The 25,437-nt window shown below is 69.5% G+C and carries 22 protein-coding genes, 1 pseudogene and 1 riboswitch; of the genes and pseudogenes, 9 read left to right on the top strand and 14 right to left on the bottom strand.

Annotated features, from left to right (window positions below; translation table 11 throughout):
• Position 1 precedes the first annotated feature (1 nt).
• Positions 2-2,146, bottom strand: coding sequence for a peptidase domain-containing ABC transporter (locus tag ACWD0F_RS23800; RefSeq protein WP_449878837.1), 2,145 nt, complete (start codon positions 2,144-2,146; stop codon positions 2-4).
• Complete coding sequence (locus ACWD0F_RS23795) at positions 2,143-2,367, bottom strand: hypothetical protein (protein WP_449878835.1); 225 nt, start codon at positions 2,365-2,367, stop codon at positions 2,143-2,145. Before ACWD0F_RS23795 ends, ACWD0F_RS23800 begins: the two co-directional genes overlap by 4 nt.
• Before the next feature lie 155 nt (positions 2,368-2,522).
• Here ACWD0F_RS23795 and ACWD0F_RS23790 point away from each other — a divergent pair, with 155 nt between their 5' ends.
• The gene (locus tag ACWD0F_RS23790) at positions 2,523-3,557 is read left to right on the top strand and encodes an endo-1,4-beta-xylanase (protein ID WP_449878833.1); all 1,035 of its coding nucleotides are present in this window, start codon (positions 2,523-2,525) and stop codon (positions 3,555-3,557) included.
• 22 nt (positions 3,558-3,579) lie between these two features.
• Here ACWD0F_RS23790 and ACWD0F_RS23785 read toward each other — a convergent pair whose 3' ends face one another.
• Both ACWD0F_RS23785 and ACWD0F_RS23780 read right to left on the bottom strand, forming a co-directional pair.
• Positions 3,580-4,404 (bottom strand): patatin-like phospholipase family protein, encoded by an 825-nt coding sequence (locus ACWD0F_RS23785; protein WP_449878831.1) that lies wholly within the window; start codon positions 4,402-4,404, stop codon positions 3,580-3,582.
• 606 nt (positions 4,405-5,010) lie between these two features.
• Complete coding sequence (locus tag ACWD0F_RS23780) at positions 5,011-5,337, bottom strand: cupin domain-containing protein (protein WP_449878829.1); 327 nt, start codon at positions 5,335-5,337, stop codon at positions 5,011-5,013.
• Between the two features lie 70 nt (positions 5,338-5,407).
• Between ACWD0F_RS23780 and ACWD0F_RS23775 the strand changes: the two genes are divergently transcribed.
• Positions 5,408-6,388: a helix-turn-helix domain-containing protein gene (locus tag ACWD0F_RS23775; protein ID WP_449878827.1), complete on the top strand. Its 981-nt coding sequence runs from the start codon at positions 5,408-5,410 to the stop codon at positions 6,386-6,388.
• Here the strand turns inward: ACWD0F_RS23775 and ACWD0F_RS23770 are convergent.
• From ACWD0F_RS23770 to ACWD0F_RS23755, 4 genes are all read right to left on the bottom strand, one after another.
• Positions 6,378-7,106 carry a tyrosine-protein phosphatase gene (locus ACWD0F_RS23770; protein ID WP_449878825.1) on the bottom strand — a complete coding sequence of 243 codons (729 nt, stop codon included), beginning with the start codon at positions 7,104-7,106 and terminating at the stop codon, positions 6,378-6,380. The two genes, ACWD0F_RS23775 and ACWD0F_RS23770, sit on opposite strands and share 11 nt — an antisense overlap.
• 267 nt (positions 7,107-7,373) lie before the next feature.
• Entirely contained in the window at positions 7,374-8,051 is a 678-nt protein-coding gene (locus ACWD0F_RS23765; RefSeq protein WP_449878823.1) for a CHAP domain-containing protein, read from the bottom strand.
• A 10-nt stretch (positions 8,052-8,061) separates the two neighbouring features.
• A riboswitch (cyclic di-AMP (ydaO/yuaA leader) is annotated at positions 8,062-8,204 on the bottom strand.
• A gap of 443 nt (positions 8,205-8,647) precedes the next feature.
• Positions 8,648-10,159: a PQQ-dependent sugar dehydrogenase gene (locus ACWD0F_RS23760; RefSeq protein ID WP_449878821.1), complete on the bottom strand. Its 1,512-nt coding sequence runs from the start codon at positions 10,157-10,159 to the stop codon at positions 8,648-8,650.
• Between the two features lie 338 nt (positions 10,160-10,497).
• Positions 10,498-10,767 (bottom strand): hypothetical protein, encoded by a 270-nt coding sequence (locus ACWD0F_RS23755; protein WP_449878819.1) that lies wholly within the window; start codon positions 10,765-10,767, stop codon positions 10,498-10,500.
• Between the two features lie 239 nt (positions 10,768-11,006).
• Here ACWD0F_RS23755 and ACWD0F_RS23750 point away from each other — a divergent pair, with 239 nt between their 5' ends.
• The 4 genes from ACWD0F_RS23750 (at position 11,007) to ACWD0F_RS23735 (ending at position 15,174) form a co-directional block, all read left to right on the top strand.
• Positions 11,007-12,194: a hypothetical protein gene (locus ACWD0F_RS23750; protein WP_449878817.1), complete on the top strand. Its 1,188-nt coding sequence runs from the start codon at positions 11,007-11,009 to the stop codon at positions 12,192-12,194.
• A 448-nt stretch (positions 12,195-12,642) separates the two neighbouring features.
• On the top strand, positions 12,643-13,575 hold the full coding sequence (locus ACWD0F_RS23745) for a nitroreductase/quinone reductase family protein (protein WP_449878815.1): 933 nt from the start codon (positions 12,643-12,645) through the stop codon (positions 13,573-13,575).
• Between the two features lie 214 nt (positions 13,576-13,789).
• Positions 13,790-14,182 (top strand): peptidase inhibitor family I36 protein, encoded by a 393-nt coding sequence (locus ACWD0F_RS23740; protein ID WP_449878814.1) that lies wholly within the window; start codon positions 13,790-13,792, stop codon positions 14,180-14,182.
• Between the two features lie 239 nt (positions 14,183-14,421).
• Positions 14,422-15,174, top strand: coding sequence for a hypothetical protein (locus ACWD0F_RS23735; RefSeq protein WP_449878812.1), 753 nt, complete (start codon positions 14,422-14,424; stop codon positions 15,172-15,174).
• A 717-nt stretch (positions 15,175-15,891) separates the two neighbouring features.
• On the opposite strand, the gene ACWD0F_RS23730 is transcribed toward ACWD0F_RS23735, so the two are convergent.
• Complete coding sequence (locus ACWD0F_RS23730) at positions 15,892-16,494, bottom strand: DUF4291 domain-containing protein (protein ID WP_449878811.1); 603 nt, start codon at positions 16,492-16,494, stop codon at positions 15,892-15,894.
• Positions 16,495-16,706: 212 nt separating this feature from the next.
• Between ACWD0F_RS23730 and ACWD0F_RS23725 the strand changes: the two genes are divergently transcribed.
• A complete protein-coding gene (locus tag ACWD0F_RS23725) occupies positions 16,707-17,906 on the top strand; it encodes a cytochrome P450 (RefSeq protein WP_449878809.1) in 1,200 nt (399 codons plus the stop codon).
• A gap of 445 nt (positions 17,907-18,351) precedes the next feature.
• Here the strand turns inward: ACWD0F_RS23725 and ACWD0F_RS23720 are convergent.
• Positions 18,352-19,137: pseudogene (locus ACWD0F_RS23720) on the bottom strand (IS701 family transposase); the annotation flags it as partial.
• Positions 19,138-19,346: 209 nt separating this feature from the next.
• Between ACWD0F_RS23720 and ACWD0F_RS23715 the strand changes: the two are divergent.
• Complete coding sequence (locus ACWD0F_RS23715) at positions 19,347-19,799, top strand: pyridoxamine 5'-phosphate oxidase family protein (RefSeq protein ID WP_449878807.1); 453 nt, start codon at positions 19,347-19,349, stop codon at positions 19,797-19,799.
• On the opposite strand, the gene ACWD0F_RS23710 is transcribed toward ACWD0F_RS23715, so the two are convergent.
• The 4 genes from ACWD0F_RS23710 to ACWD0F_RS23695 all read right to left on the bottom strand — a co-directional run bounded on the left by ACWD0F_RS23710 (position 19,749) and on the right by ACWD0F_RS23695 (position 23,351).
• Entirely contained in the window at positions 19,749-21,449 is a 1,701-nt protein-coding gene (locus ACWD0F_RS23710; protein ID WP_449878805.1) for a sensor histidine kinase, read from the bottom strand. The genes ACWD0F_RS23715 and ACWD0F_RS23710 overlap by 51 nt on opposite strands.
• 65 nt (positions 21,450-21,514) lie before the next feature.
• Positions 21,515-22,027, bottom strand: a complete 513-nt coding sequence (locus ACWD0F_RS23705) for a hypothetical protein (protein WP_449878803.1) — start codon at positions 22,025-22,027, stop codon at positions 21,515-21,517.
• 145 nt (positions 22,028-22,172) lie between these two features.
• Positions 22,173-22,337, bottom strand: a complete 165-nt coding sequence (locus ACWD0F_RS23700; protein WP_449878801.1) for a hypothetical protein — start codon at positions 22,335-22,337, stop codon at positions 22,173-22,175.
• A gap of 141 nt (positions 22,338-22,478) precedes the next feature.
• Positions 22,479-23,351, bottom strand: a complete 873-nt coding sequence (locus tag ACWD0F_RS23695; RefSeq protein WP_449878799.1) for a universal stress protein — start codon at positions 23,349-23,351, stop codon at positions 22,479-22,481.
• A gap of 503 nt (positions 23,352-23,854) precedes the next feature.
• Between ACWD0F_RS23695 and ACWD0F_RS23690 the strand changes: the two genes are divergently transcribed.
• A complete protein-coding gene (locus ACWD0F_RS23690) occupies positions 23,855-25,435 on the top strand; it encodes a pentapeptide repeat-containing protein (RefSeq protein ID WP_449878797.1) in 1,581 nt (526 codons plus the stop codon).
• Positions 25,436-25,437 lie beyond the last annotated feature (2 nt).

Here is a 25,437-nt window from a genome sequence, read left to right as displayed (position 1 = left end):
CTCAGGACGCCGCCGGCACGGTCTGGGCGGCGATGAGCTGGGCGTACTGGCCGCCCATGGCCATCAGCTCGCCATGGGCGCCGCCCTGCACGATCCGGCCCGAGTCGATCACCAGGATGAGGTCGGCGTCCCTGACCGTGCTCAGCCGGTGGGCGATGACGATCCTGGTCTGCGCGAGCCCGCTCAGGTTGGCCTCGATGACCGCCTCGGTGGCGCTGTCGAGGTTGCTGGTGGCCTCGTCGAGCAGGAGCACCTTGGGCCGCGACAGGACGGCGCGGGCCAGGGCGAGGCGCTGGCGCTGCCCGCCCGACAGGCCGCCGCCGTCGGTCAGCATCGTCTCGTACCCCATCGGCATGGCCATGATCTCGTCGTGCAGGGCGGCCAGCCTGGCCGCGGCGGTCACCCGGTCGAGGGCCGCGCCGGGATCGTTCAGCGCGATGTTCTCCCTGATCGAGCCGCTGAACAGCGAAGGGTCCTGGGTGACCACACCGAACTGGCGGCGCAGGGTCCGCAGGTTCAGCTCGCCGGCCGGGACGCCGTCGTACCGGATCTCGCCCTCGACCGGGGTGTGCAGCGCGAGCAGCAGCCGGGCCAGCGTGCTCTTGCCGGAGCCCGACGCGCCCACCAGGGCGACCTTCTGCCCAGGGCGGATGGCGACCGAGACGTTCCGGACCGTCCACGGGCCGCGCGGGTTGTGGCGGAAGCTCACGTCGCGCAGCTCCACGGCGCCGCGCAGGCGCAGCACCTCGATGCCGTCGCTCGGCTCCGGCTCCGAGGCCAGGATGTCCGACAACCGGTCGAAGTGCGCGCCGGCCTGCTGCAGGCTCTGCAGGCCGGTCATCAGCGAGCTCAGCGGGGTGAGCGCGCCGATCGCGACGGCGTTCAGCGCGATCAGCGCGCCCAGCGTGAGCTGGCCGTCCAGCACCCGCCACGCGCCCAGCCACAGCAGCCCGAGCGGTGCTGCCACCCGGATCGCGGACAGCGCCGCCTCCAGCAGCGCTCTGGTGAGCCCGCTGCGCACGTCGGCGTTGAGCTGCCGGGTGAAGTGGCCCGACCACTGCTCCAGCGCCCGCCGTTCGGCGCCGGACGCCTTCAGCGTCTCGATGCCGGTGATCGTCTGGATGAGGCTGCTCTGCGAGGCCGAGAGCGCGGAGAGCTCCTGGCGGGTGAGGGTGGCGACGCGGTTCGTGGTGGCCAGCAGCAGGAGGCTCTGGAGTACGGCGACGCCGGTCAGCGCCAGCCCGAAGACGGGATCCCACAGGTGGACGAGCACCAGGTAACCGATGGCGAGCGGCCCGTCCAGCAGCGCCGCGACGACCTGGCCGGTGAGGATGTCGCCCAGCGTCGAGACGCCGGCCGCGCGGGTCACCAGGTCGCCCTTGCCGCGCCGGGTGAAGTACCGGTACGGCAGCGCCACCAGATGGCCGACCACGCCCTCGGTCAGCTCCTGGTCGGCTCGGGCGCGTACCGCGACCAGCAGCGCCGCCCGCAGGTAGCCGATCACGAACTGCGCCGCGCCGGCCAGCAGCACCGACCCGCCGAGCAGCGACAACACCTGCGTGTCCTGGGCCGGCACGATCGTGTCGATCAGCAACTCGGTGAAGAGCGGCAGGGCCAGCCCCAGCAGTTGCAGCAGCAACGACGCGGCGATGATCTGCGCGAACAGACCCCTGCGCCGCCGGAACAGCGTGCGGACGAACTCCCGCCGCCACGCGCCCGCCATCGAGGACGAGCCGCGCTGGAAGCCCGCGCCGGGCTCGAACACCAGCAGCACACCGGTGAACCCGGCGCCGAACTCCCCGGCCGTGAGCCTGCGCCGCCCCTGGGCCGGGTCCACGATGTCCACCCGGTCGGGGGACCAGCGCTCGACCACCACGAAGTGGTTGAACTCCCAGTGCGCGACGGCGGGCAGCGGCACGCGGGCCAGGTCCCCGGGCGCGAGGGAGAAGGCGCGGGCCTTCAGCCCGTGCTCGCGGGCGCCGTCCACGATCGCCTTCGCGCTCAGCCCGTCCCTGCCGATCTGGAGACGCTCCGACACCTCGTGCGGGGTGGTGCGCTGCCCGTGGTGGCACAGGACCATGGCCAGACAGGCCGCGCCGCACTCCGTGTCGGTGTTCTGCAGCAGAACGGGCAGGCGGCGCATCATCGGGCCGCCGCCAGCGCCAGCGCGGTCACGGCGACCCCGGCCCCGAGCACGGCCGTCACCGCGATCCACAACAGGAGGAACGAGGGACCGCTGATCACCAGCGGCATCCGCACGCTCACCCTCCCGGCCGCCCGGCTCCGCACCGCGTCCTCCCGGTAGACCGGCCTCGGCGACCGGGGCGGGCGGAGTGGCCGGGGTTCTGCCGCGCTCAGCTCAGCCATGCCGAGAAGGCTAGGAACGATCGCTTGGAAGCGACTTGGGGCTCACTGTGCCGCTACGGGGTGCGGGGCTGTTGACGAAGTGAGCGCCAGAGCTTACGTTCCCGGCGACCAGCGAAATATATCGCTCAGCTTCCGAAAGTTTCGGAGGAACCTCGGTGAAGCCGTTGATCATCGCCCTGGCACTCGTCCTCGCCGCCCCGCTGCCAGCGCAGGCCCATCCCCGTACCCCCCGCGACCTGCGTGAACTCGCGCAGCAGCAGGGCATCAAGATCGGCACAGCCGTCGACGTCACCGCCCTGCGTGACGAGGCCGACTACCGCAAGACGCTCAACCGCGAGTTCAGCCACGTCACCGCCGAGAACGCGATGAAGTGGGAGTCCGTCGAGCCCGAACGCGGCGTCTTCACCTGGGCCGGCGCCGACGCCGTGGTCGAGAACGCCCGCCGCAACCGCCAGGCGGTGCGCGGCCACACCCTCGTCTGGCACAACCAGCTCCCCGCCTGGCTGACGGCCGGGCTCGCCGACGGCACGATCAGCGACGCCGAGCTCAGGACGATCCTGCGCGACCACATCACCACGGAGGTACGCCGCTACAAGGGCAAGGTCAGAGCCTGGGACGTGGTCAACGAGGTCGTGGAGGACGACGGCACGATGCGGCAGACCGTCTGGCTCACCCGCCTCGGCCCCGGCTACATCGCCGACGCCTTCCGCTGGGCGCACCGCGCGGACCCGCACGCGAAGTTGTTCATCAACGACTACAACCTCGAATGGAGCACCCCCAAGATCGAGACCACCCTGGCGCTGGTCAAGGAGCTCAAGGCGCAGGGGGTGCCGATCCATGGCGCCGGCTTCCAGGGCCACCTCGGGATCCAGTACGACTACCCCGGCGACTGGGCGAACGTCATGAGCCGCTTCGCCGGCCTCGGCCTGGAGATCGCGGTCACGGAGCTGGACGTGCGCATGGTGTTGCCCGTGACCCCCGAGAAGCTGGCCACCCAGGCGGAATACTACGGCCGGGCACTCAAGGACTGCCTCAGCGTGCCGGCCTGCAAGGAGCTCACCGTCTGGGGCTACACCGACCGGCACTCGTGGGTGCCCGGCTGGTTCGACGGCGAGGGCTCCGCGTGCCTGTTCGACGAGAGCCTGACGCCCAAGCCGGCCTACCGCGCCCTCCTGGCCGTACGGAGATAGCGCCCGGAACCCTGCGCTCGTGTCACGTCCACATCGCGGCCACCCGGGCCGCGATCGTGACGCCCTGGGCGTAGCCGGCCTCGGCGCTGGGTGTGCGCACTTCGGGGGCGAGCGGATCGGCGCCGAACGCGGCCAGCGAGGCCGCGTCGGGCTCGATCACCTCGACCACGCCGTCCAGCTTCGCCCAGGCCGGCTCGCCCAGGTCGGCCATCGGCGCCAGCACCAGCACCCGGTCGAATCCGGCCGCGAGATCGGCGTTCGTGCTCGACCGGATCCCGCCGTCCATGTAACGGGCCTCGCCGATGCGCACGCACGGCCACACGCCGGGCACCGCGCAACTGGCCGCCACCGCGTCCACCAGCCCCACACCGGACCCCGGCCCGAACAGCCGGGGCTCCCCGGTGACCGCGTCCACCGCCACGACGACCACGTCGCGCTCGGGCCACTCGTGGACGGGCAGCCGCCCCTCGATCACCGCGCGCCGGGTGGCCTCGCTGACCGTGTCGGCGGCCAGCGCCAGTGCCCCGACCGCGCGCCGTTGCTCCTCCGGATCGGGCGTGCTCTCGTAGATCGCCTGGAACCCGGCCAGGAGCTCATCCACCCGCACCCCGGCGGGCAGCTCGGGCGTCTGCAGCGCGGGGTCGTTCTGCCGCTTGAGCAGGTCGGAAAGCGGCACGCCGCTGGTGATCTGGGCGGCCACCGTGGAGCCCGCCGACGTGCCGACGATCCGGCCGGCCGTCGTGACGTCCACACCGTGGTCGGCGAGCGCGGCCAGCACGCCCGTCGCCCACGCGATCCCGGCGACCCCGCCGCCACCCAGCACCAGTGCGCGCTTGATTTCGCTCATGTCCGTCAGAACACGCCCGCCCGCGCTTTCCTTCCTACGCCGAACGAGCTCGTCCCGCCCAGCCCGCAGCACCCGCCTTGCCAGGCCCCGCTCCGCGCGCCGTGCTCATCCGCCGCTTCGCAGCACCCCGCGCAGGACGTCCGCGAACTCCTTGGTCTGGCCGATGAAGCCGCCGTGGTCGCCCGGGAACTCCACCGGCGCCGTTTCGAGCAGGCCGGCCAGCGCGATGGACGTCCGGTAGGTGACCAGGTTCCCCGAGTCGGCGCGTCCGCCAGCGCCTCGGCCAGGGGCGCGAAGTCCGCCGCGGCCCTGGGCGCGCCCGTCATGAGCAGCAGCGGGCCCGTGCCGCGCACCTCGTAGCGCAGGCGCGCTCCTGGCACGTCGAGGGTGTGAGTGGTGGTCATGACCGGGAGCCCTTCCGCCAGTCGCCGGTCCGCGCGGTCGCGGTGGCACAGGTAGGACTCCGGCCGGGCCCAGAACTCATCGCTCGTGCGAACGAGCGCGCAGGTCCTCCTGCCGGTCCTGCCGACGGGCGGCTTCGGCGCCCGCTACCCGGAGGGCATGCTGCCCACCTGGCAGTGACACCGCCAGGGTCGCCGTGCTCTGTCACGGCCGGGGCGCAATGCTGATGCCGAGCATGCGCGCGCCGGTCTCCGTGCGCGGGCGGTGCGTGCTGCCCGGCTCGAACACCACGTAACTGCCCGGTCCGAGCCGGTGCCCCCGGTCGATGAACTCCCCGGACACCACGTAGTAGCGCTCCTCGCCGTCGTGCACGTCCACCTCGGGCCACTCGGCGCCGGGCGCGAAGTCGTACATCCAGCCCCTGGCCCACTCGGTGGCCGGCAGTCGCCGCCGGATGATGCCGGGCACCACCTCGACCGGCTCCACTTCGTCCACGTTCAGAACCTGCATGCCGTCATGTTCTTGCGTCATGCCCCCATCCTGGCCGGAGGGGAACGTCGCCCCCAGTGTCAGGATTGACGCGTTGAGGTATTTTCCTGCCATGGCTCTTCACCGCGTCGCGGCCCTGGTCCTCCCGCCGCAGTCCACCTTCGAGCTGGCGTGCGCGGCCGAGGTCTTCGGCATCCACCGCCCAGGGCTGCCGGTCCGCTACGACTTCACGGTCTGCGCCGAGCGCCCGGGACCCGTGGCGACGCTGGCGGGCTACGACATGGCGGTGCGGGCGGGCCTGGCGGCGGTCCGGCACGCCGACACGGTGGTGGTCCCCGGCTGGCAGGGCCGCGACGGGACGGCTCCGCCCGCCGTGCTCGACGCGCTGCGGCAGGCCCACCGGCGCGGGGCTCGCGTCGTCGCCATCTGTACGGGCGCGTTCCTGCTGGCCGAGGCCGGCCTCCTCGACGGCCGCCGGGCGACCACCCACTGGCGGATGGCCGCCGAGCTGGCCGCCCGCTTCCCCGCGGTCGAGGTCGAACCCGACACCCTGTACGTCGACCTGGGCGACGTCGCCACCAGCGCCGGCACCGCCGCCGGCATCGATCTCTGCCTGCACCTGGTCCGCGCCGACCACGGCGCCGCCCACGCCGCCCAGCTCGCCAGGCACATGGTCATGCCCCCGCACCGCGAGGGCGGCCAGCTCCAGTACGCCGCGCCGCCCGCGCCCGGCCATCCGCCCGGTTCCCTCGCCCCGATCCTCGACTGGGCCGGGGAGCGCCTGCACGAGCCCCTGACCGTGGACGACCTCGCCGCGCGGGCGCAGGTGTCCGCGCGCACGCTCGCCCGCCGATTCTCCGTACAGCTCGGCATGGGCCCTGGGCAGTGGCTGCTCGTCCAGCGCGTCACGGCCGCCCGAGCCCTGCTGGAGGAGACCGACCTGCCGGTCGAGACCATCGCGGTCCGGGTCGGCCTGTCCTCCGCCACCAACCTGCGCAGGCGTTTCCACACCCTGCTGCGCACCACCCCGGCCGCCTACCGCCGCTCGTTCAGCTCACCCATGAGCCGGCCCGGCGGCCCGTTCACCCGGTGAGCAGTCTCCGGCGCAGCTCCAGGGTCAGCTCCTCGTCCAGCCCGAGCCGTTCCGTGACGTACCCCTGCACGGATCCGTGCGCGGCCGTCAGGTCCGCCAGGAAGAGCCGCATGATCTCGGCGGGCGCGCGCCCGTATCCGGGCCACCCCGGCTCGCGACCCGGATGCGCGGCCCGCCAGTCGGCGAGCAGCCGGTCGGTGGCCAGCTCGGTCAGGGCGAAGTCACGGACGACGTCGTCCTCGGCGACCCCCAGCAGGGACAGCACGAGGGCGGCCACCAGCCCGGTGCGATCCTTGCCCGAGGCGCAGTGGAACACCAGCGGCTCCTCCGCCGCGGCGATCACCTCCAGGGCCTGCCGCAGCTCTCCGACCCCGTCGAGCGCGACCTCGGCGTACCGGTCGGCCAGGAATCGCCACGGGGCCACGGCCGGATCGATCTCCGCCTGGTCGTAGGGGCGGTGCTCGATGCTGAGGTTGTGATAGACGAGCCCGTCGTGCTGGGGCACCCGCCCTCTGGCCTCGATCTCCCAGGGATAACGCAGGTCGATCACCGTACGCACGCCCAGAGCCCGGAACCGGTCCCAGTCTCCGTCCGCCAGCTTGGCCAGCGAGTCGGACCGGAACAGCCGGCCCCACCGCACCGTGCGGCCGTCAACCCCCGGATAGCCGCCCAGATCCCGGAAGTTGTGCAGCCGGTCGAACGCGATATGTCTTGTCACGCGATCACCCTAAGGGCACCGCGCACAACAAGAAGACCCTGGTCACTGTTTCCAGTGACCAGGGTCTTCGAGCGAGCTATGAGGTTGTGTCCGGTGTGCGTGTCGCCTCTCGGCGAAAGGCTCAACGCGGCTCCAGCCGAACGGTAGTCCGCGAAGGCAATAGGTGAGGCCCGGGGACACTGAGCACACCGGCCACGTAGTACACAACCAGCACCGGGCGGGTATTGTTCCCCGCCCATACTGTTTGCCGGGGCCAGCTGGCCGCGATCAGGCGGCGTAGTGCGGGTAACCGTAGCCGACGACCTGCGAGGTGGGACGGACCCGCTCCTCGACCTTGCCGTGGCCGGTGTTGCCCTCGATCGTCGAGATCGTGCCGTCATGGTTGTCCTTGACGACGAAGCCGACGTGGTTGATCGAGCTCAGGTCCTTGCTGCCGCTCCAGGAGAAGAAGACCACGGCGCCGGGCTTGGCCTCGGTGCCCCAGCGGTCGTTGGCGGCGAACCACTTGGCGTGGGCGACGGTGTAGGCGTCCCAGCCGACCTGCGAGCGGGCGCCGCTCTGCTCGCCGACCCAGGACACGAACATCGAGCACCAGGCGGCGTTCAGGTAGTCCTGCTTGTTGCCGCCGTCACGCTGGACGGTCTCGGCGGCGCGGGCGGAGTCCGAGTACCACTTCTGGAACTTGGTGCCGCCACCGCTGGCGTTCTCGGACGTGCCGACCTGGGACTTGGCCAGGGCCAGGACCTGCGGGGCGGTGACGTTGACCTTCGCCTCGGTGGCGCCCGCGCCCTGCTTCTGGGCGGTCTGCGCGGCAGCGGTGCCGTGCGTGGCGGTCGTGTCGGCGTTCACTGCCACGTGCGCGCCGAGCGCGGAGGCGGCGAGGACGGTGCCGAGGGCGATCTTGGTGAGGTTCTTGCGGGCAGGGGTGAGAAGGTTCGTAGCCATCTGGCGGTACTCCTTGCTTCCATGCCGCTTGCCGGGTTAGCTGTCGGGTTCGGGCGTGGAAGCTGCCCTACGGCACTTTTGACGTGCCGATTCACCCCGAGTGAGACATGGGTCCCCGGTTCCGCGCGCAGGCGGATTCAGCGGTACAGGCGATTTGCCTGCGATCCAGGTGATCGGTGTTGCGTCCGAAATTCGGACGATCACGACGGAGACCAGATGAAGACCGGCTCATGACCACGGTCTTGGCCCCGTTCGTGTGTACAACACAGCCCCTACTTGAGCAATTCCCGGGTAACAGGATCCTCTTGTGGGGCCCGGCCAGACCTGCGATCCGTCAAGGACTGCCCTGGCCGTTGCGCCGGACTCGACATACGTTCCGGCGTCACTCTGTACAACACACCCCTTCACCGGGTCATTCCCACGTAATGGAATCCCCTCTTGATGCCCTGCCAGGCCCCGGAAGCGTCAAGGAGCTACCTGCGAACGGTCCCTTCGGCCCCGGCCGGCGGGCACCGCAAAAGGCGGGTGCGGGACCGGTTTTCGGTCCCGCACCCGCTTTCGTGTGCGGTCGTTCAGAACGACCCGTGCCGCCTTGGTCAGGGGCTGACGGCGCAGGTGTCCCTGTTGAGTGAGAACCGGGTCGGCAGGGACGAGTCGCCCGTGTGGCTGGCGAGGTAGCCCATGGTGACGCTGCGGCCAGGGGCGATGGAGCCGTTGTGGGCGGCGTTGACCGCGGTGACGATGTCACCGCCCTGGACGAGGTCGGTGTTCCAGTCCGAGATGATGCTCTGGCCCCGGGCGACGGAGAACTTCAGGGTCCAGCCGTTGATCGGCGTGCTCCCGGTGTTGGTGATGGTGAGGTCAACGGTCATGCCGCCGCCCCAGATCTGTCGCTTGTGCCCGATGTGGCAGGTCGGCTTGGCGCGGGCGAACGAGACGCGGTGGAGGCCGCCGGGAAGGTCGTTGACGACGTACAACTCGCCCTTCGGGGTGGCGCCGAACGCGGTGACCTGGGTGGGCATCTCGCCGATCTCGGCCGTGCGGTAGCCGCCCGCGCCGTCCGCACGCACCGCCCACGCGGTGGAGGAGCAGTAGTCGGTGGCGATGTAGGTGCCGCCGACCAGGTCGGCGAACTCCGTGCCGTGATACACCTGTCCGCCGATGACCGCGCAGCCACCGGTGTACGGGGAGTAGGTGAAGATCGGCTTGGTGTACGCGGCGTCGGAGCGGCACTGGGTCTCGTCGAACACCTCCAGCCCCTCGTAGCAGGACCAGCCGAGGTTCGCGCCGGCCTGCCGTCCGGGCTTGATGTGGTTGATCTCCTCCCACCGGCCCTGGCCGACGTCGGCGATCCACATCGAACCGTCCGCGTGGTCGATGGAGAAGCGCCAGGGGTTGCGCCCGCCGTACATCCAGATCTCCTCGCGGGCGCCCGCGACACCGACGAACGGGTTGTCCTTGGGCACGCAGTAGGCCAGAGTCCCGCATTTCCGGCTCACGTCGACGCGCAGGATCTTGCCCAGCAGGGTGTTCAGGCGCTGCCCGCTGTCGAAGGGGTCTCCGGAGCCGCCGCCGTCGCCGATGCTCATGTACAGGTTGCCGTCGGTGCCGAAGGTGAGCTGACCGCCGTTGTGGTTGGTGAACTGGGCGTGTTCCTGGGACAGCAGCGGTTCGAGTCGCGCGTCGGACAGCCCGTAGCGGGCCAGGGTCACCGCGCCGTCCGGCAGCGCGGTGTAGGCCAGGTACAGGTTCTGGCTCTGGGCGAAGTCGGGTGCGAGGGCGATGCCGAGCAGTCCCCGCTCGTTGTCGGATTCGTCCACCACCGAGGTGATGTCGATGATCGGGGCCGCCGCGAGACCGGTGTCCGGGTGGTAGACCCGCACGGTGCCGCGCTTTTCGATGATGAGCAGCCGGTTCGTCCCGTCGTCGGGTGCGGCGATGGCGGTGGGGCGGCGCAACCCGAAGGCGACCTGGGTCGCGCTCGCGTTGATCTCTTCCAGCGGCACCGTCGAGGCGTTCGGCCCCTGCGCGGCCGCGACGGACGAGGAGGTCGCGGCGGCGGCCGGTGGGGTGAGTACGGTCAGGGGGGCGAACAGGGGCAGGGACAAGGCGAGCAACGCAGGGGCTGCCCAGCGTTTTGCTGGCATGTCGGCTCCAGAGACGTGGCTTCGTCGGAGTCCGGAGGACACGGATCCCCGGGACCGGAGCGCGTCCAGGCTCACGACACGCCCGCCCGGACGGTATCCGCTCGCCTGCCGTCACAACCAGGCCCGCGATCAAGACTTCCGTCCTGAGCGGCGACACCAAGCGGTTGCAGCTCGCTGACCAGGGGCGTTACGACGCCCTCCGGCCGGGCCCGCCACCGGCCGGATGAAACGTACATCGCCACGGACCCGGCCGGCCGCCGTGTGCCGCCGGCTGGATCTCGTACAGGACCGTCAGGCGGTTACCTGGTCAGCACCATCAGCGTGAAGAAGCCCGTGTACTCGCAGTAGTACGACAGATAGGTGCCGCTGCTCTTCGGCGCCTTGCCCTTGGCCACACACTTCGCCTGGGTGGAGTAGTCGCCGTACTTGACCCAGGTGGAGGCGATCGAGGTGACCGACGTGAGGGGGGCGGTCGTGGCGCCGGCGGGCGCCGCCAGCACGGAACCTGTCGCCGCCAGGGCGACCGCCGCGAACGAGATCGCGGCGGCGCGGGTGAGCTTGGTGGACATGAAGCATCCCTTCGGGGGGTGGGCAGCTACCACAACGGAGACGTAGATCATCTCCACCATGATCGTGATCATAATCACTCGCCCGGTGGTTGGCGCATGCCACTCCCGGCGCCACCATGTCCTCCGCTCACCCGCCGGGCATCGCGTCCGCCCGATCACGGTCCGTGAGCGGTGAACCGCTGCGCGAAGCGGCGAAATTCACTCGCTCGCTCCACCGGACATCCCCTAGCGTCACGCGGATGAGCAACGTTCCTCTGCCCTTGCTATGGCTGTCGGGACCTACGGGTGTCGGGAAGTCCTCGGTTGGCTGGGAGATTCATGCGCAGTTGAGCCGTGCAGGGGTCAAGACGGCTTTTGTCGACGCTGACCAGATCAGCCTGCTGTACCCCATGTCAGAGGGCATGACGCATCGCATCCGCGCGCGGAGCCTGGCTGCGATGTGGCCGCACTTCCGGCAGGAAGGAATGCAGTGTCTGGTCCTCGCGGGCTTCGTCCACACTCCCGAAGAAGTTCGTGAGTACACAACCCTTCTTCCCGAGGCCGCGTTCACGTTGTGCCGGCTGCGCGTGGACAGCGCTGAGCTCAAAGAACGGTTCCTCGGCCGGGGGTGGCGTCCGGATCTGGTGGAGGATGCGGTCGCCGAGGCGCAGGCCCTGGAACGCGGCGACTACGCCGACGTGTGCGTGGACACAGACGGCCTGGCGTCGTCCGAGACGGCCCGGCTGGTCCGCGAGCGGGCCGGGGGATGGCCGGGCGTCCATCCCGCCGCGACGCTCCCCAGTTTCGTTGACCCGCGCAGCCAACCTCCGACGCCACAGGAGGACACCGCGTCCGTGCCCGTACCCGTCCTGTGGCTCTGCGGTGCTACGGCGGTCGGGAAGTCGACGGTCGGCTATGAGATCTTCACGCAGGTCTGCCGGACCGGGGTGCGAGCCGCCTATGTCGATGTGAAACAGATCGGGGCGCTACGTCCCGTCGCGGACGACGACGTGGACGGCCATCGTCTCAAGGCGCGCAACCTCGCGGCCATCTGGGCCGGATACCGGGCGGCGGGTGCCTATTGCCTGGTCGTCTCCGGAGAGGCGGACTCCGACGACACGGTCCGCGGCTACGCGGAGTTGCTGCCCGGAACGGCATTGACCGTGTGCCGCCTGCATGCGGGGCCGGCGACGCTGGCCGAGCGTGTCGCACAGCGTGGCAGGGGAGGCGGGCCGGCCATCCCGGGTGATGAGCTGAGAGGGCTGGGCTCGGACGCCCTGGCCCTGATCGCCGGACGAGCGGCGCAGGAGGCCGAGGCGCTCGACCGCGCCGGGACAGGTCACCTGCGCATCGACACCGACGGCTGGTCGGTGCAGGAGGTGGCCGCGGACGTCCTGGCGCGCAGCGGCAACTGGCCGAACCACGCCGCCGGAAAACCGTCCTCCTGAGCAGCGCGACGATGACGGCACCTGGCCTTTCCCTGACTCAGCGACGCTTGAGTGCCAGATCCAGCCGTCGCTGCACCCGGGAGCGCGGCGAGATGGCCGGTGCCCCACTCGGGCGTTCCGTCGATGCCCCGGAGTTCGGACTGAAGCCGTTCCTGCCCGGGCGTCATGTCCGCCCACAGGTCGAGCGACCGCTGGGCAGGGCCGACTGACGTTGCTCGATCAACGGGGACGGTGTTACGGTCTCACCGAGCCCCGTATGGGCCTACGCATGGAGGTAGCGGCTACTCAGCCATTACAGAGATCGGCACGTTCCGTCTCTCGCAGCTTGTCAATCCCTGTCCTGGGATTGCTGCGCCCACCTTCACAGCGTAGGCATGCGGGGTATTTCTGTGTCGATTTCCGGTGGCGCGGCCCTCCTTCGCGATCAATCGACACGGAAAGGCAGTGCATGAGCAAGGAACAGGCCGAGACCTGGGCGGGCTTCGACGTCAATGAGTTCCAGCGTCAGGTCATCGCCGAGTTTCGGGCGAACAACGGGAAGATGAGCGGCAGGTTCGAGGGCTGGACATTGGCCGTGCTGACGACCGTCGGAGCCAAGAGCGGCCTGCACCGGGAGAGCATCCTGGGGTATCTCGAATTCGACGGAAAAGGCATCGTCGTCGCGTCCTCGAATGGCGCCGACAAGCACCCCGCCTGGTACCACAACATCCGCAAGAACCCGATCGTGACGGTCGAGACGGGTAGCGACACCTATCAGGCGATCGCCGCCATCCCTCCGGCCCAGGAGCGTGACAAGCTCTTCGACCGCGTGATCGCCGAGGCGCCGGGGTACGCCGACCACCAGGCCAAGACGACCCGGGAGATCCCGGTCGTCGTCCTGCACCGGATCGGCCCCAAGCCCGGCGAGGAGCGGGTCAAGGGCATGGGCGACTGGGTCGTCGAGGTGCACGACTGGCTGCGCAAGGAGCTCGAGACGCTCCGCGCCCAGGCGGACCAGATGATCGAGGGCCGCGTGGACACGATCGAGCGGACGCCGCCGGATCTCGCCCAGCAGATGCGCACCCACTGCCTGAGCTTCTGCGGGGCGCTGAAGAAGCATCACGGCGGCGAGGACATGGCCGTGTTCCCGATGCTGGCCAAGCAGTTCCCCGCACTCGCTCCGGCGCTGGCGCAGCTCGGCGAGGAGCACAAAGTGGTGGCGCGGCTGCAGGACGACATCCAGCGACTCGTCGACGGCTTCGCACCCGGTGAAACCGATCCGGTGCAGCTGCGCGCCGACCTGGAGCGGCTGGCGAACCAGCTCGAGTCCCACTTCAGGTACGAGGAGGAGACGATCGTGACGGCGCTCAACGCCATGGCCCCGGCTCCCAGCTTTCCCTGATCATCCACCAGCACCCCCGGGCCGGGCCTTCCTCGGCGCGGGGGTGTCCGCTGCGCGCCGGGCCCGACAGGAGCACGCCGCTACTACTTTGCGTTATATTTATGATGCGTAGAGTGACGAGAGCGGGCACTTTCGCCGATGCGCTCTCCGTTGCAGAGACAACCATTGCGGCGCCTCCGGCCACCAGCGGGCGCCCTACCCGCAGGGAGTGCGGATGAAGCACAGGTTCGGTACGGCTGTCGGCGTCGCGGTGCTCGGGATCTCCGGGCTGCTCGTGGCGGGATCCCCGGCGGACGCGGAAGCGCGGGCGCCCCGCTCGCTCTCCGTGTACGAGCACGACGACTACAAGGGCCGCTCGGCGCACCTCGCGGCCGACGACTCCAACTTCATCAACAACTACTGGTCCGGCAGCGGGGCGAGCATCAACGACAACATCAGCTCGTTCAGGAACCAGGGCGACCAGCGCGCGGTGATGTACTCCGATGCGAACTACACCGGTGCCGCCTACTCCGCGCTCGCCCATTCCTCCGACAGCGACCTGACCCACAACAGCAACAACCCCGCCAATTTCGACAACGTGGCCAGCTCAGTCCGTTTCGTGATCTAGACGACAGCGGGGCGGCATCCCGCGAGACGCGTACGAGGAGGGAAGCCGTGCCGATTCCCCGGCCCGCCGGCCCTTCCCCTTCGGCGCATCCCTCCCGCGCTGCTCGCTGCCGTCCCGCCCTCAGCACCCATCCGCCCCACGGCGTACGTCTCGTGCTCATTGCCGGTCTTGTGCTCCTCGCCGGATGCGCGCACCTGCCGGAGGGGGCCGTACCGGCTGAAAAGGCCCTTGAAGCGAGCATGGAGGCTCGCGGCCTTCGCGTCCCTCTCGACGACTTCACCCTTTCCCGCCTCGACATCCACACGATCGAGTACGCCGAAGACCTGCTCACCCGCGCGTGCATGCGCGGCCCCGGCTTCGGCTGGGAGATGTTGCCGCAGCCGGCCCGCACCGACACCGACCCGTTGCACCGCAGGCGATACGGGGTGATCGAGCCCGAGGTGGCCAAGCGCTACGGCTACCACCTGCCGCCCCTGGCCCCTGACCAGCGGGCGCGCGAGCAGGTGTGGCGTCGGCGGGAGGCGCTGCCCCCGGCCGAGCGGCGCGCGGCGTACGGGCACGACGGTCAGGGCGGCTGCCGGCACACCGCTCGCACGCGGCTGGCGGAGGGCATCCCCAAGATCGACCAGCAGCGGCTGAACGGCTTCATCGGCGACACCTTCGAGGCGTCCCAGCGGGTTCCCGCCGTTGTCGCGGTGTTCGGCGCATGGAGCAGGTGCATGAAAGCCAACGGGTTCGCCTACCGCACGCCCCTCGACGCCGCCAACGATCCGGCCTGGGCGAGATCCGCCCAGGCCATGCCCCGAGAGCTCGCCGTAGCCGAGGCCGATGTCGGCTGCAAGCGGTCGACCGGTCTGGTCGCCGCCTGGTCCACCGCTGACAGGGCCGTTCAGCTCGACGTCATCGCCGCCCACCGCGGAGACTTCGACCGATTCCGGCATGCCCGCGACGCCGAGCTGCGCGCAGCCCGGCAGGTCATCGGGAACGGATGACGACTGGTCGACCCGTGGACTCCTTATACCTGCTTGCCGGTGATCAGCCGCAGCGCGAGGGGCCGGAGTACCAGCCTGTGTTGACGCCGTTGATCATTGTGGCGCCTCCCCACTCGATGCATACGCCCGGAGCCTTCACCCTTACCGGACCGGCGTAGTAGGCATAGTTGCCGCCATCATTTATGTAAGGGCCGATTCCGCCGTCAGAACGCTGTTTCCCGATACTGGCGAGCGTATAGCTGCTGGTCCCCGCGTATGGGGCCTTCTTCGAGCAATGCTCTCTGCTTGAACTTACGCACTACTGTCTAGCTCCGTTCCCTATGTGATCTTCGAGGAAGATCGAATGTAAGGTACCCGATTCGTCTGACAGCGGCGAGCAGACGGGTGCGTGCACGGTGTGGCCGCAGCTCTTGTCGAAGGCGCCAAGGTCCCGTTCGGTCGCGGGAGCCGTACAGCAAGGGCCGACGCCGCTGCTCGACGGAGCCCTGGGCGGCGGTCAGGCGGAGTCAGCGTCCGAGCGCTGAGGTACTGCGAAGAGCAAGCAGGGGCTCGTCATCGCCGACCGCAGCCCCAGCGGCCACCGGCGACGCTCACCGCACCTCCAGGTCGCCACCTGGATCTGCGCTTCGTCGCCGGCAAGGAGTCAGCGGCGAGGAATTCCTCCACTGGTCGTTCGCCGTTGCAGAACTCACGCGTAGACCCAGCTGCTTTGCGTGCTCAGCTGAGCTCAGGCGCGATGCTCGCACCGATGGCCTGGGCAAGCTCCATGGGCAGGGGATAGGGGTATTCCACGGGAAGCATCTCAGTGACGTCCTTCCCGTCCCGTAGTGCCTGCCGGATGTCATAGACCTGATCGGTCAGGTCAGTGATCCCCAGGACCCATTGATCGACGTAGCGAGGGACGGCGGCGCCTGACAATCCCACCTGGATGGATCGGTACGGAAGGGCATTGTGGTGCGGGTCACGTTCAGGGTCCCACTGGATTCGGACCGGGCTTTCGCGCAAGCGCTTCTTCCACACCGCTGGGCCGGTGCCGGCGTCGGGATGGCTGAGACAGGAGTGCCTCAGCGCCCATTCGAACCCCTCTCGCGTGATGTCGACGGCTAAGACCCTGGTCTGGCCGGGCTTCCTGGCCCACCCGCAGCGGTACATCATCCACAGGAAGGACGGTTTGATCCAGGTCATCCGTTCGCGCTTGAAGGGCGGGACGAAACGTCGCGCGGCTACGGCCGGGGCGGCGATGGCGGGCTCGAAGGCCTGATAGACGGTGATGGCTTCGTCGGTGAAGGTGGCACGGATCTGCCGGTACGGGATATTCATGCTCCTGGAGCATGGCGAACCGCATGCCTGTCGGACAAGCGGATTATCGGCCCCGGTGAGGGTGTGACGTCCGCGTCCATTCCATCGTGGCCGCCGGCGTCATCACCGGCATGACATCGACCTGGCCGGCACCATCGGCCGTCAAGTCCTGGCGCAGCTCCTGCCCACTCCGGCGAGTCCGCACCGAAGACCGCATCGTCAACGCGCGATCTTTGAATACAACGCACGCGACGGACTACCTACAAAGCGCGCCGCTGGCCGACCCGTTCGAGCCGCCTGCCGTACTGAAAGAGATCCACGGACCGCTGCACCCGATGACCTACGCTGACGGGCGGCTCGGCTGGCTTGTCACCGGCTACGCCGAGGCACGCGCGGTGCTCGACGACGCGCGCTTCAGCAACACTTCACAGGGCGCCGCGCCGCCGATCAAGGAGCTGGCGCCGCCCGAGGGGCTGGCGGATCTGGTGATCCCGCCAGGCTTCTTCATCGCGATGGACGACCCCGAGCACTCCCGCTACCGCAGGCTGCTGACGAGGCACTTCAGCATGCGGAAGATGCGAGGGCTGGAGCCCAGGATCCAGGAGATCATCGACGGTCAGCTCGACGCGATGGCCCGCGCAGGAGCTCCCTCGGACCTGGTCCGCGCGTTCGCACTGCCGATCCCGTCGCTGGTGATCTGCGAGCTGCTCGGCGTGCCGTACGGCGAGCGTGCGCGCTTCCAGGACACCACCGCGCAGGCAGTGAACTTCGACAACTCCATCGAACAGCGGAGTGCAGCCGGCGCCGAGCTGATGAGCTACCTCTCCGAGCTGGTCGGGCGCAAGCGGGCCGAACCTGGCCAGGACCTGCTCAGCGAGCTGGTCGCCGGTGGCGAACTCAACCACGATGAGCTCACCGGGGTGGGCACGCTGCTGTTGACCGCCGGGCACGAGACGACCGCGAACATGCTGAGTCTGGGCACGTTCCTGCTACTGTGCCGCCTCGAGCAGGCGGAGCTGGTACGCACGGATCCCGGCGTCGCGGAGACCGCGGTCGAGGAGCTGATGCGCTACCTCAGCATCACGCACATCGGCCCGATCCGGGTCGCCAGGGCCGACGTGCCGCTCGCCGGGCAGACGATCAAGTCCGGTGAAACCGTGACGATCTCCCTCCCGGCCGTCAACCGGGACGCGACCCGTTTCCCTGACCCCGACCGCTTCGACGTCACCCGTGAGGCCGGGCAGCAGCTGGGCTTCAGCCACGGCATTCACCAGTGCCTGGGCCAGCAGCTGGCCCGGCTGGAGATGCGGCTGGCCTACCCGGCGCTGCTGCGCCGCTTTCCCGGGCTGCGGCTGGCCGTACCCGCCGAGGAGGTGCCGTTGCGCCCGCGGGCCACCATCTACGGAGTGGCCGCCCTCCCGGTCACCTGGTAGCGGCCGCCTGCGGCACTGCGGCTCGCTGTTCTCGTGGCGCGGGCAGATGCCTTTCGCGGCATCTCTCCTTGAGAGCCTTGGCGCAGGTCGGGGATGTGGTTGTCCAACGTCCCCGCCGAGACGACGAACTGAAGAGGAGTTGAGATGGTGGCCACGATCGGAGACCTGCGCAGGGCACTTCGCTAGCGCGGAGCCGACGTACAGCCCGTTGCCGGTGCGGAGCGCGCGGCAGAGCCGTCGCCAACGTGGCATGCCGCCGCTCCACCCTCGGCGGTGATCCACTCGTTCAGTGCGGTGACGATCTCCTCGCGCCAGCCCATGCCCCACTCCGCTGACCCTCCGTGACGCCCCTACGATAAACAGCTTCACGTGTCGTTTCCGGATGTTCGCCGTCATGGTTGGACGCGGCGAATCCATCTAGTACTCCAGCCGTAGATCGTGATCTTCAGGTCTGATTCGCGGCTTGTCGGCGGTAATGGCTGGCCTGGGCTCGGGCCTGATGGCGGCGTCGCCAGTCGGACCTGCCGAGCCGGTGGGCTGCACCGTGCACGGGCCGAACGACGAGCGTGGTGAATAGTCGCTGGATCTCGTTGCAGGTGAGCGGGATCAGCCTGTCCGGGGCGGAATGGCGGGCGTGTTCGTCAGCGCGGACGACGGCGAGAAAGGCGTGGGCGAGCATGACCAGGGTGACCCGGCGAGACCACGAGGTGAAACGGCGGACCTGGTGCTCGTCCAGTCCGGCCAGGCCCTTTCCGGGCTGGACGGTCTCCTCCACCCGCCATCTCGACCCGGCGACCCGCACCAGCGTGGCCAAAGGCACCGCAGCCGGCGACCAGCAACGGTAGTAAGCCAGTTCACCGGTGGTGCGGTTGCGGCGGATCAGCAGTTGGTGGCTGCCGAGCCGGGGTTCGGCCAGGTCGATGACGGCCCAGTCGTAGAAGCGGTGCCCCTTGCCGCCGGCCCCTGCCGACAGCTTCAGCCAGGCCCACTTCGGCACCTTCACGGCCAGGGCATCCGAGCGGAACTTACCCGCGCCCGTAGTGACTTCGGCCGAGCAAGCAACGGCGAGCACGTAGCCGACCTGGCGCTCTTCCAGCGCGGCCCGCAGCTTGGGGTTGCCGCCGTAGACCTCATCGCCCGCGACCCAGCCCACACGGTGCCCAGCGTCAAGGAACCGGCCGATCATGCGGGCGGCCGGCTCCGGCTTGGTCGTGAAGACGGTATCCTCGCCCGGCGAGAGCATGACGAACCGGGAGATCGGCGAGCGGCTCTAACTGGCGGAGAAGACGGTCAAGAACTACGTCCAACCTGCTGCCCAAGTTCGACATGCAACGCCGTACCCAGGTCGCGGCGCCGTCGGCGCGGATGAGGGCCGAACGGCCCCAGTGAGGTGCCTTTCGGCCCTGCCAGGAGGCCGGGCGGCCGAGCAGGATCAGAAGTATGAGATTCGATTCAGCCGGACTGCGGGTGCTCTCCCGCGAGCAGTGCCTCGCCCTGCTGTCCTCGACGTCGATCGGGCGGATCGTCTTCACCGATCGGGCGCTGCCCGCGGTGCAGCCGGTCGTCTTCTACCTGAACGGTGAGAGCATCGTCATCCGGACGACGGCTGGGTCCAAGCTCGCCTCGGCCACCCGGGATGCCGTCGTGGCGTTCGAGATCGACGACTTCGACGTCCGGATGAGCACGGGCTGGTCGGTCACGGTGGTCGGACGGGCGCGGGCCGTACACGATCCGGAGGAGATGGCCTGCCTGGCCGAGCTGCCCCTGGCGCCGTGGGCGACGAACGGTCGTGATCACTTCGTCGTGCTGCGTGCTGAGGAGCTCTCGGGACGCCGCACGGCTCTAGCCGAGCGGGACGCTCCACCGCAGCCGGGCCCCGCCTCCGGGCGGTGAGTCCGCGACGAAGGAGCCGCCCAGTTGCTCGGCCCGCTCCTGGATGTTGTGCAGGCCGCTGCGCCGGCCGTCGGTGGGCAGCCCGACGCCGTTGTCGGCCACGGTGAGCGTGACCCGGCCGTCGGTCACCTCCACCGACACCTCGGCCTTGGCGGCTTTCGCGTGCCGCAGGAGGTTCGACAGCGCCTCACGCAGGACCGCCAGCAGGTGCTCGGTGACGGGTGGTGTGATCAGGGTGTCCAGTTGCCCTTCCATCACCAGGCCGGGCATGAAGCCCAGATGCCCACGCGCGCCCTGCACCAGCTCCACGATCCGGGCCCGCAGCCCGGGATCGCCGCCGCTCTGGGAGGTCTGCAGGCCGAAGATGGTCGAGCGGATCTGCCTGATGATCTGGTCCAGTTCATCGATCGCATGTTGCACCCGGCTGGCCGCCTCGGGCTGCTGCACCAGGCGGATGGCGCTCATCAGCGTCATCGCGACCGCGAACAGCCGCTGGACGACCACGTCGTGCAGGTCCTTGGCGATCCGGTCGCGGTCCTCCAGCAGGCTCAGCCGTTCGGCGTCTTCGCGCGCCTCGGCGAGTTCCATGGCGATGGCGGCGTGCCCGGCGAAGGCGTGCAGCATGTGCAGCTCCGCGTGGCTGAACGGCGCTCGGCCCGAGCGTTTGGCCAGTGACAACACGCCCCGCATCGATCCTGCCGCGCCCAGCGGGACGGCTGCTTCCGGACCCACGGTCAGGTGGTCGGCCAGCATCCGGTGGAAGTCGCCGGCGGCCGGATCGGTGACCATGAGGGGCTGACCACCGGAGTAGACGCTTCCCGCCAGGGAACCTGTCATCGTCGCCGCGGCTCCGACGAGCCGCTCCGCACCTTGGCCGTCCGCGAGCATCACCTGCAGGCCGTCGCCGTCATCGGCGGGCAGCAGGATCGCGGTGATGTCGGCGTCGGCCATCTGCCCGGCTCTGCGGGCCACCTGAGTGAGGACCTGCTGGACGCCCTGCCCGGACAGCAGGCTGGTGGTGATCTCCGAGGAGGCCTGCAGCCAGGTCTCCCTGCGCCTGCTCTCCTCGTACAAGCGGGCGTTGTCGATCGCCACGCCGGCCGCGGTGGCCAGCGCGATGACAACGGCCTCGTCCTCGGCGTCGAACTCGGCGCCGCCGCGCTTCTCGGTCAGGTAGAGGTTGCCGAACACCTGGTCACGGACCCGCAGCGGCACCCCGAGGAACGATCCCATGGGCGGGTGGCCGGGCGGGAAGCCGTAGGACTCGGGATGGTCGGAGATACGGGCCAGCCGCAGTGGCTGAGGCCGCTTGATGAGCAGGCCCAGCAGACCGAGGCCGTGCGGCCAGTGCTCGATGGCGGCGATCTCCTCCTCGCTCAGCCCCACCGGGATGAACTGGATGAGCTCGCTCTCTCGCCCCACCATGCCCAGCGCGCCGTAGCCGGCGTCGACCAGGGTGGTGGCGGTCTCCACGATCCGGTGCAGCACCGTCTCCAGATCCAGGTCGCTGCCCACCAGGACGACGGCTTCCAGCAGCGCGTGCACCCGGTCGCGGGTGGCCAGGACGGTCTCTAGCCGGACGCGGAGCTCGTCCAGCAGTTCGTCGAGCCGCATGTTCGGGATCAGCGGGCGCGGCTCATCGGGGGACATAGCAGGCAGTGTCGCACCGATACGCGGCGACGCCCACCCGCGAGGGCAGGCGTTGCCGCCGGCGGCTACTTCAGCACCGGATAGGAGCGCACCAGCGCGGTATGACCCCACATCCTGCCGATGCCGAGGGTGTCACCCGCGCCTGCCAGGGCCAGGCCGGCCAGGACGATGGCGTAGATGAGGTGTTCGTCCATGAACGGGTTGTTGGCCAGCGGCAGTTCGGCGGCCCACATGAAGACCAGCAGCACGGCGCCGGCGACGGCAGCGATCCGCATGCCCGCGCCCAGGATCAGAGCGACTCCGATGCCGAGCAGGCCGAGCATGAACAGCCAGTCGACCCAGGGTTGTCCGGCCAGGCTGGAGAAGAAGGCGCCGAGCGCGTTCTCGCCGGTACCCTTGAGGAAACCGGTGGTCGGGCTCCCGCCGGAGATCCAGGCCTTGTCGGCCGGCGTGGCCAGTCCCCAGCCGAAGGTCTTGTCGAGGAAGGCCCACAGGAAGATCCAGCCGATGCTGATCCGCGCGGCGGCCCAGACGTAGTCGACGGGCCGGTGCGCCGTACCTGTGCGCGGGGTGTTCATGACGGAAGCGGGCCGTCGCCCTTTGGTGATGGCCATCATCGGTTCCTCTCAGTGCTGTCCGTATGGTTTCTCGCATCTCCAGCAGATCGCTTTCCGCGCCCCGCCATCAGGGCCATAGGGCCGGTGTCGATGGGACCTTCGACCCTCATTCCAGGACGTCGGCGAGTGAGCGCCTGACCCCGTTCTTCTCGTCGAACGTGAACCCCAGCCGGATGATCACCTGGGGGCACACGCCGGAGAACAACTTCTGCCGCAGGAATTCGCGAAGGAGCGGCATCTCCAGCGCCTGGGTGCGGAAGGCCACGCTCACGCCGGAGACGGAGGCATGCAGCAGAACCCGCTGCAGGGCCTGCCCAACTTACGGACGGGGTCCGTCCGGAGGCTGATCTCTTCTCGACGCAAGCCCAGAGCATCACCCGGCCATCACGCCGCGCCGTTCAGCCCCCACGACCTACCCGGCCGCTGAGGTCGAGCGGGACCGTACGACCGCGACCGCGCAACGGGCGTGGTGCAGGACGCCACGGCTCACCGAGCCGAGGACGGCGGACCCGAGAGCGCCGCGTCCGTGGGAGCCCACGACGACCAGGTCGGCCCGGTCCGATACCTCGATGAGCACATCGACCGGGTGAGCGAGGTAGACGTCCTCGACGACCGTTACCTGCGGGTACTTCTCCCGCCATGGCCGTAACTTGTCCGCCGCGATCCGGCGCTGGCTCGTGGCGACCTCGTCCAGGTCGTAGTCGAACTCGGGCACGAATGCGTGCATCGGTCGTTGCCAGGCGAAGACGGCGCGAAGCGTACTGGCGCGGAGACCGGCCTGCTCGAAGGCATAGGCGATCGCGGCCTCGCAGGCCGTGGAGTCATCGATGCCGACGACGATCTCGCCGTAGGTCGTTTCCGGGCTGGAACGGACGACCACGACCGGGCCGGGCGCCTGACCGGCCACGTGGATGCTCACCGAGCCCATGACGGCTCGTGCGAAGCCACCCAGCCCCCGGCTGCCCACGACGACCTCGGCGGCGTCCTCGGCCTGCGCGCGCAGCATCACCGCAGGGGCGTCCTCGTTCACCTCGGTGGTGACGTCGAGGTCGGGCCGGCGCTTACGCGCGGTCGTCTCCGCCTCGGCCAGGACTTTCTCCGCACTGCGGTGCAACGTGTCGCCCAGGTCGGGGATGGGGTACTTCACGATCCGGTACGGCTCACGGTCAACGGCGAAGACGATACGCAGCGGCGCCTTCGCGCGGGCTGCGTCGTCGGCCGCCCACTCCACGGCCGCGGTCCCGCCGGCCGAACCGTCGGCGCCCACAACGATGACATGGCTCATGGTTCCTCCTTGTTTCTCTCATCCGACGCCTCATCCGCACCTCCTCCCAGGGCCATAGGTCCCGAGCCGGCGGGCCTATCGGCCATATCGGACCATCTGAACGAGGCGAACACGCAAGGCATGCCCGGCATCGCTGCCTGGCGCGGGAAGCCGTTGCGGAACCTGCCCGCGTAGGACCGAGTTCTACTGCGAAGCACCAGCAGCTCCGCCCTTGGAGACCTTGCTCCGTTGCGTCAGCGCGGGCAAAGACAACGGGCCGAGTTACGGCCTGGAGGGTCGGGCACCGCCGCCATCACCCGCTGTGGCCGGTGGCAACGTCCTTCCTTGCTCCTGGTGCCGGCGACGGGGCTTGAGACTGCATCGGAACGGCCAGTGGCGTTAGGCCCTCTACTCGGGCAGCCGCTATGAGCCCCAAAGTAGAGCGTTGCCGCAGGTTACAGTCCCCCTGATTACGATTTGGGGCATTTGCCTCAGCAGCGGCAGCACGGTGGGTGGAATGAAGCATGATCCTTCGTCAGCGCTCCCCCCAACCGCCTGCCCGGCCGCCCGACCTGCGTCCGCCGCGCTCGATGTGGTGGTGGGTTCTCCCCGCCGCGGCGCTGATCGGCGTGGCGGCCTGGGGCACCACCGCGTGGCTGCTGCAAGACCTCGACAAGCTTCCCAGCGTCGCCGAGCAGGTCTCGACCCGGATCGAGGCGGCCCGGACCGCGCTGGCGGCCGCGGCCGGCGTCGGTGCGGCAGTGACGCTGATGCTGGCGGTACGGCGGCAACGGCACCAGGAACTGGCCACCGCCCACACCACGCACGACGCCACCGAGCGCCGGGTGACCGAGCTGTACACCAAGGCCGTCGAGCAACTCGGCGACGATCAGGCCCCGGTTCGCCTCGGCGGGCTGTACGCGCTGGAACGGCTAGCGCAAGACACCCCGGGGCTGCGGCAGACGATCGTGGACGTGATCTGCTCCTACCTGCGCATGCCCTACACCCCGCCCCTGGACCAGACGCCTGCAGCCGGACCGGCGGTCCCGCGCGCCGCCATCGCCGGCGTCGCCGCACCTGGCGCTGGACGCGATCCGCACGAGGAACTCCAGGTCCGCCTCACCGCCCAGCGCATCCTGGCCGCACACCTGCGCTACAACCCGCCCCCGCCACGCCGCTGGTCGACAACCCTCCTCTTCGTCCGGCGCTTCCTGCGCCTAGACCTGCGCTACAATCCGCCCCTGCCGCGCCGCTGGTGGCCACCCCGCCGCGCCGCTCCCCAACCGCGCCACTGGACCGACACCCGTCTCGACCTCACCGGTGCCGCCCTCGTGGACTTCGACCTCAGCCACTGCCACATCGGTGACGCCCGGTTCGACGGGGCGACTTTCACCGGCAACGCCCGGTTCGACGAGGCGACCTTCGCCGGCAACGCCTGGTTCACCGGGGCGACCTTCAACGGCGGTGCCGAGTTCGAGGCGACGACCTTCACCGGCGACGTCGTGTTCAACAAGACGACCTTCACCGGCCTCACCCGGTTCGTTAGGGTGACCTTTACTGGCGAGGAGTGGTTGTTCGACGATACGGTTTTTACCGGCGATGCCTGGTTCAGCGAGGCGAACTTCACCGGCTTCGCCCGGTTCGGTAGGGCGACCTTCAGTAGCTTCGCCAGGTTCGACGAGGTGACCTTCACCGACTTCGCCTGGTTCGGCGAGGCGACCTTCACCGGCTTCGCCAGGTTCGACAAGGCGACCTTCACCGGCAACGCTAGGTTCGACGAGGCGATCTTCAACAGCAGCGCCAAGTTGTTCGACGGGGCGACTTTCGCCGGCAACGCCCGGTTCGACGAGGCGTCCTTGTTCGGCGGCGCCACGTTCAACGGGGCGACGTTCTGCGGCGGCGCCCAGTTCGAGGGGGCGGCGGGAATGGAGATCGCAGATTTGCGCGGTGTGCAAGTGGCGCCGGTGGCCGCGATGTCGGAGCGGCGGTGGCCCCCGGGCTGGCGGGAGGAGCCGGGCAAGCACGGGTGGCGGACCGTGTGCCAAGTCTCGGAACTGGCAGCCAAGGAGGGGCAAGACGGTGCGTCAGCGGAGCCGGGCGGTTGACA

Source organism: Nonomuraea sp. NPDC002799, from assembly GCF_053592075.1.
The sequence above is the reverse complement of the archived record's forward strand: the minus strand, read 5'-3'. Positions and strand labels throughout refer to the sequence as shown.